Raw genomic sequence first — 6,439 nt, forward strand, 5'->3', positions numbered from 1 at the left:
AAGCCAACCTCTTATATTGTACGTATAATCTACATTTTGTAAGCGAGCTTGTCCATTTTTCCCTCCAACTCCTTTGCTTGTTAACTGTCCTAATTCATCATAGGTGTTTTCTACAATGACTTCTGGAGTGCTAGTTTCATTAATAGATTGAGATTGTTTTGTGACTCTACCCATATGATCGTATTCAAAAACGTCTAAAGTTTTAATATCAGGTTTTCCTGTTTTTTTATGAGTTGTTTTAGTTCGGATTACTTTTCCAACAAAATCAAATTCACTTTCTACAATATCGGTAGTTCCTAAATAACTGTTATTGGAATATACATATATTGGATTTGTTTTATCATCATAATAGGTGATAGTAGTAATCCAATCATTAGTTCCTAGTACTTTAACCTTACTAACTGTAGGTAAACCTTTGGTTTTAGTAGTAGAAGTTTTAGTAAAAACATTGGTCACAGTACTGCTCAAATTACTAGGTAAGTCACGATACGTGTCATAATAATTAATGGTTAGTATTTTATCTATCGAATTAGTAGGGAAGGTATTTGAGCTATAGTAAACATCGGTGTTGCTAATGGATGAATTAGTTGTATTATGTATGTATTCATACAGAGCATATATATCATCATTTGCTGATGATTGCAAACTTGATCTAGTCACATTCTCATTTTCATAAATTCCAGTATAAGCTATCCTCCCAAAGATGTCATATTTAGTAAACAACCATTTATTTTCATTTCTTAAATTTTGGTCTTGAGTCATTATAGGTCTGTCAAGCCTATCATAAACAATATATTCCCAATCTTTTCCTGGAATTTTCTTTTTTATAAGCCTATTTCTATCATCATATTTGTATTGATATGCTAAAGCATTTAGCTTTGTCTGATCAATAGTTAGAGGTATATTTTGAAAATTATTTAAATCAACTGAAATATTAATCTCTGTAACATTACTACTTGATGAAGCATATAATCCAGAAGAATTAAAATATAACTTCCTTGATTGAATATAAGCGCTACCAGCAATAGTACCATCTGAAAATTGTATATTCCCTAAATCTATATCAGGAAAATCTGTAGGTAAAAAATAGATGTCTAAAGCTAAACCACTTACTAATTTAACAGGTGTTGACGTCATTACATTTTTTATTTCAATATCTAAAACGCCTGTAATATTTTTATAACTAAACTTAATCTCACTTGCTGTAGTTTCTGGAGTAAATACACCTGGAACATAATCAAACCAATGACTTGTACTAATCCATGATAATGATTCTGATGGATTTATTATCTTTGGAGTTAATACATATGTTAAATTTCCAAAATCATCATACACATAATAGGTGTCAAGTCTTCTCCCAGTATCAAACGTACGTTTTAAAACAATCCTTCCTTCTTTATCTTTGTATTCTTCTGTGGTATGATCTTGAATAAATTCTTGACTAGGTTGCCAATTTTCGTCTTTAACAATAACCTTTTGAAGCTTATTTTTAGTATAAGAACCTTCGTTTATAAGTTTTATAGAATCATTAGCTAAATTAACACCAAATTTTCTTACATAATCAGAACTTGTATTAAAAAGATGCTCAAACTTAATAGTGTGACTTATGGTTGTGTCAGCACTATTTAAGGGAGGTAAAGGATGTGCGTTTCTATAGCTGGTACAGCCAGCCTCATAATATCCATAATAGTCAAGATAATAACACGAACCGTAGCCCTCAGAGATACTGTTAACGTAGCTTCTATAATTAACGCAAACACTACTGTTAAAAACGTTAGAATTTTCATCATAACATTTTGATTCTGTTGATTGAGTATTAATTTGCCAATCATTTCCAGGAGCTCCATTTTCCAACAATCTATTTAATGGAGAAGTCTCAAATCTCTTTTCCGAAAAAGGATTTAAAGTATTTTCGTATTTATTAGTGTTATAAAAATTAATAGTGTTTGCTGCGGCATTATTATCATACTCCCCATAGTTTCCTGAACTAGCATAGGGAAGAAATTCTTTAGTTTGTCTACCAAATTTATCATATTCAATATGTTGAATAATATCTTGACCTTGTCCTCCAGCTCTTTGTTTTACAGCTTGTATAGCCCTTCCTAATCCATCAAAATAACTAATAGTTTCAATTTTATCATCTAGACTTAAATTAGTACTTGTGTTAGCTTTATGTATACCATCAGTAGTTTCTATTGTGTATACAGTATTTTTGATGTAATTTTTACTGTTAGTTTGTGACAATACCATTATAGGTAACATTAGCAATATTAGATATATCTTTTTCATATTTTAATGTTTATAAAATAATTATTGGACGTAGTTAGAAGCTCTTATTTGATAATGTTTTCCTTTTTCAAAAGTAAACGAATCTCCAGAATCTATGAATTGCGTCGTATTATCTTCAATATTTTTAATAGTAAAACTCATAATATAGCCTAAATCATATTTAACATCTGCATCCATCCTAAAACTTAGAGTATAAGTACCCTCAGGAATAACTAAGTTTGTTGATTTAGATGGTGTAAACGTATTATATGGTTGTAGTTTTTGAGTTGCTATTATAGAATTGTTTTCTATTAAATCAAATTCCATTTCTGTAGGGTAAAACTCATAAATATTAATGTTTCCTGAGTATCCGGAATAATCATAGTAGTCATAAAATAGTTCAACAGCTGCTAGGGAATCATCTGTAAGGTTATAAGAATAAAAAGGATTAATAACTGCATCTGCAATATCATCTAGTTGATCATCTGAATAATCTTCTGGAGAAACATTAAGGGAAATTTGTGTTCCTCCATCATAAAAGGAGTTAATGAATTTAGCGTTTTTATAATCGGTGGTTCTCATTTTGGGAATACTATAATTATACGAGAACGGAGGGATTGTATGATTTGTTTTATATTCATAATGACTCTTCACATTTTGATATTCATCTTTGATATTAATTAATCGACCTATAGGGTCGTATTCATAGAACATAAACAGTTCTTTAGGATCTGATATACTAGTAACTCCAACTTGTCTTTTATAAGTGAACGTAGTTATAAAGTGGCTAGATAAATTGGCTCTTAAACCATCTAAAACAGATAACAATGACCATTGGCTAGATGGGTTTTTTATTTGGTTGTTAGAAGTAAAATTGGAAGATATCGAATTATAATTTATATTTTGAATTTTTGCTACAGGGTATAAATCGTTATAGCCCCACAAATATGAAGTTGGTATTTGATCTTTTCCTATAACCTCTAATATGTTTCCATATTGATCATATTTGTTAAAAGTTAAATCAGTTTTTAAATTACCTCCTTTAACGGAACTTTGAATGGTTTTTGGTGCGTAAAATCCATAACCTTCATTAATAAAATCGTAATTTATTTTTTTTCTTGATAATTCAATGTTTTTGGTTGTATTTGTTTTTATTTCTTCAAAAAGCATAGAGATTATATTATTGTTTTTCATACTATTTGAAATAGTATTGTTAAAATCATAAGCATATTTTTGTTGTATTTCAATGGTTTCTCCCTTAGTATTTGTGGTTTTAGTAATGGTTGGATTCAAATAAGGAAGTTTTCCATAAATATAATCTGTTATAGTAGTTGTTTTTCCTTCAGTTTCATACAATTCCTCTGTTTCCTTTTTTAAAAGTAATTTACCTAACTCAATACTATATTTACCACTAATAATTGCCTCAGAGTAATATTGGTAAATATCTCTCTGGCTAACATCAGAATCACCACTCACAACATTGTATATTTTTTTATAAAAAGCGTAGGCCGTAATAATATTACTATTGATGTATTTAGAATATTCAAAACTTTTTTTGTTTTGAATTTTAAATCCAGACTCTGAACTATATTTATATGTTTCTATCGATTTTTGAGCTCCCATCATCCAATCTGTTTTGATGTATGGAATGTTAGTTTCTGGAATAACTGTTCTGTTTCTACGGTTAGAAAAACTTCCAACTAAAAATTCTTCTGGATCAAAGTAGGTGTATACTTTTTTCCCTGTTCGTTGTCCTAAATCATTTTCATATTCCGTTATTTTAGTATAATAAATAGGAGACCCATTAGGATAACAGTAGTTGAGAGATGAAGAAGGCTGATATGTTGTTTTTTTTTCTGAACCTATTTGATTTAAACAAGGCACATTATAACAAGTTGTAGAACCACCAGAATTTTTTAAATAAATTATTTCTTGAGAATAACTCTCAGTATCAAAATGATAACTATCAATATTATCTGTCAATTTTGGATGTGACATTAATATTCCTGTACCTTCTTCTAAATCACCGTATCTATAATATTTTTGATTTAAAAAATTGGAATTTTCATCCAAATAATTAATGGCACGTATCCTTAGTCCTCCGCTGATTTGTGGTAGTTTTTGTAAATATCCATTTCCCATAGTACTAGAAAAGCTCTCTTTAAATTGATTTGCTTCAAAGTCGAAATCGACACTACCACCAGTAGGATATATTATCTGTCTTAATATTCCATTCTTCATATAATTTTCATCAGATTTTTCAGCCCAATTATCATCTCCTCCGATAGGAATTTCAACATTAGACGAATATGATAAACAGTTCCATTCTTCAGAAGGATCATAAATTTTTTCTTCTATGATTGTTTTTTTTGTAAGACTTAGTTCATCTGAAACAGATTGATTAACTTTTCGAGTTTTATGATTTACATATCCCCATACATCATGTCCTTTTAAGTGGCTACCAAAATCAAATTTAGAGTTATATCGGAGTATGTATTTTTGATATGTTTCTGATTGATTGTTGATATGTAACGAATCTAAATATCTAGTTCCTTTTGTATAGTTGTTGTTTACAAAAGTTTTTTGTGTGGATTGGAAAAAATAAAATGATTTTATTTCATTTTTTGGGTTATCATCATCGTATATTTTAATATTATTTAATTCATCAGCTCCTTCAAAACTAATTTTACCTCCTCTAAAAGTAATTTCTTTTAATGAAAGCCCATAAACATCACTAATAGATTTGCTCTTTCCTTCGTTTGTACTGTAAGTTTTATCAACTAGTCCTTGACTAGTCATGTATGGAACATGTAATTCAGTTTTATTCCAAAAATATTTAACATATTTAGGTGATGATATCTGATAAAAGGGATAACTATTCATTACCTGATTGTAATCAGTATATGTATTTAGCGGGTATTCGTTTGATCCATAAATAAGTAAGCCATATGAACATTGGTATGGGTCACTATAGTACTCTACTTTATCATTATAGGTTATAATGGTGTTTTTTGTTTTTTCTTTATAACTAAAGTTTATTATATCTATTTTATTATTACTGATGATATTGTCACATTTCCATGTAGTTCTAATATATCCAGTATATTCACTTTTAACATTTTCTATATTATCTAATTTATTATATAGCGTATTAATAGATACGTTTCCTGGTTTTCCGAAATTATACGTAGTACCATCTGTGTCTATAATAGTAAAAGTACCATCTGATTCATTAAACGTGATTTTAATATTATCATATGGTATTGGAACAATTGTATAATTAGTTGTTCCTGTGGCAGTTTTTCTAAAACAAAATGAACCAGACTTATTTAATAACTTATAGCTAAAAATATCAGGAGAACCATCTTTTGTATTATTTGCAATATCAAATTTTTGATCATTAGATAAAGGATATGTGGATAATATAAAATCACTATTTTTATAGCCATAATTTGGAGTCAAATCATTTTTTCCGTTAATTGATTGTGAAATTTGTATGTCACAACTTAAAGACCACCCTAATCCAACTCTTGTGGCTTGTTCATTAATTTTAAAGCCTCCAGCATGGTAGTTTAAGGCAATAGGAATTTTTATATTTCCAACTGAAACTTCGTGCAGAGGTATATTAATATTGGGGACTCCAGTATTATAATTAATAGGATAATTAACGGTTTTGAATAATGCTGCAGCTTCTGGTGATACAGGAATAAAATTTTCATATTCACTCTGAGCATAACTTATCTGAAAAGATAATGCACATAACACAAATAAAAAATATTTAAAAATTAAATTATTCATAGTTTATCTTTTTTTTAACAAAATTACTAACAATCATCTTAGTTTAAGTAAGTGTATTACTTACTATTTCGATGGGTTTTATTTAGGAAAAACAACATTAATCTTCCAAATCCTATAAAAACGTGTCAAATACACTTGTTTTTTAAAGTGATTAATTGTTATTTAGTACCAAAAAGCTATAAAAACTATGAAAAACACAATCAAGGTGCTCATTATTGATGCACACCCTTTTGTAACGGAAGCTTATGAACAAGCTTTAAAATTAATGCCTTTTAAAAACAAACCATTAAATATTTTAAAAGCACAAACGAGTGATAAGATTGATAATCTTATAAAAAATCAAGAAACACCAATTGACTTAGTTTTACTGGAT

3 protein-coding genes are annotated in these 6,439 nt (G+C 28.6%); 1 reads left to right on the forward strand and 2 read right to left on the reverse strand.

The features are described 5' to 3' along the window. Positions 1 to 2,289 (reverse strand): DUF6443 domain-containing protein (locus QVZ41_RS14320; protein ID WP_302885330.1); only part of this gene is annotated, 2,289 nt, incomplete at its 3' end. 21 nt (positions 2,290 to 2,310) lie between these two features. Further along, positions 2,311 to 6,066 (reverse strand): hypothetical protein, encoded by a 3,756-nt coding sequence (locus tag QVZ41_RS14325; protein WP_302885331.1) that lies wholly within the window; start codon positions 6,064 to 6,066, stop codon positions 2,311 to 2,313. Positions 6,067 to 6,253: 187 nt separating this feature from the next. On the opposite strand from QVZ41_RS14325, the gene QVZ41_RS14330 reads away from it, so the two are divergent. After that, positions 6,254 to 6,439, forward strand: a 186-nt coding sequence (locus tag QVZ41_RS14330; protein ID WP_478221192.1) for a helix-turn-helix domain-containing protein, incomplete at its 3' end; no start/stop codon positions are given.

It is taken from the genome of Wenyingzhuangia gilva, from assembly GCF_030519655.1.
Taxonomy (GTDB): Bacteria; Bacteroidota; Bacteroidia; order Flavobacteriales; family Flavobacteriaceae; genus Wenyingzhuangia; species Wenyingzhuangia gilva.

What these genes read in the sequence shown, in the direction of transcription:
- QVZ41_RS14325 (WP_302885331.1), bottom strand. Translation starts at nt 6,066, where the DNA reads ATGAATAATTTAATTTTTAAATATTTTTTATTTGTGTTATGTGCATTA.